The organism is Stenotrophomonas sp. HMWF023 (assembly GCF_003060985.1).
GTDB lineage: Bacteria > Pseudomonadota > Gammaproteobacteria > Xanthomonadales > Xanthomonadaceae > Stenotrophomonas > Stenotrophomonas lactitubi.
Map to the genome: position 1 here is coordinate 8,964 of NZ_QAIJ01000191.1, position 1,148 is coordinate 10,111.

General features: G+C 66.3%; 1 protein-coding gene. It reads left to right on the plus strand.

From position 1 onward, the window contains the following. Positions 1 to 977: DNA polymerase IV (gene dinB, locus DBR20_RS10295; protein ID WP_108266110.1), on the plus strand; the 977-nt coding region annotated here is incomplete at its 5' end. Positions 978 to 1,148: the final 171 nt, after the last annotated feature.

A 1,148-nucleotide genomic window follows, 5' to 3' on the forward strand; every position in this document is an offset into this window, starting at 1 on the left:
GCGCGCGTTCAGTGGTGTGTGCCGCCTCGTACGAGGCGCGCGTGTTCGGCGTGCGTTCGGCGATGCCGGCACTGCGCGCCGAGCGCCTGTGCCCGGACGCGATCTTCGTACCCCCGGACTTCGCACGTTACAAGGCGGTGTCACGCCACGTGCGCGAGATCTTCCTGCGCCATACCGACCTGGTCGAGCCGTTGTCGCTGGATGAGGCCTATCTGGATGTCACGGTGCCGAAGAGCGACATGGTGCTGGCCACCGACATCGCCCGCACCATCCGCGCGCAGATCCGCGAGGAAACCCACCTGACTGCTTCAGCCGGTATCGCGCCCAACAAGTTCCTGGCCAAGATCGCTTCGGACTGGCGCAAGCCTGACGGCCAGTTCGTGATTCCGCCGCAGCGGGTGGATGCGTTCCTGCTGCCGCTGCCGGTGAACCGCGTGCCCGGCGTCGGCAAGGTGATGGAAGGCAAACTGGCAGCGCGCGGCATCGTCACCTGCGGCGACCTGCGGCAGTGGACGCTGCCGGACCTGGAAGAAGCCTTCGGCAGCTTCGGCCGCAGCCTGTACAACCGCGCACGCGGCGTCGACGAGCGTCCGGTGGAGCCTGACCAGCAGGTGCAGTCGATCTCCTCCGAAGACACCTTCGCCGAAGACCTGTTGCTGGAAGACCTGGCTGAAGCGATCGTGCAGCTGGCCGAGAAGACCTGGCATGCCACCCGCAAGACCGAACGCATCGGCCACACCGTGGTGTTGAAGTTGAAGACCGCGCAGTTCCGCCTCCTCACCCGCAGCTTCACCCCGGAACGCCCGCCGGAATCAATGGCCGAACTGCGCGACATCGCACTGGCACTTCGCGCCCGCGTCGACCTGCCCGCCGACACCCGCTACCGCCTGGTCGGCGTCGGCCTCGGCGGCTTCCGCGAAAAGGAGCCGGTAGTGCAAGGTGAGTTGTTCGAGCACACCCCGACCGATCATTCCTGATCGTTCATCCACGCACGGAGTGGATCCAAGTGTCGACCAAGGTCGACACCTACCAAGGGCAGGCCATGCCATCCAGACAGGTTGCGGAGATCTGTCGAAGGCGGGGTGGGTCCGGTTGCGGGGGTGTCCGCGGCATGGATGCCGCGGCCAAGCCCCCATGGACGGGTTTAC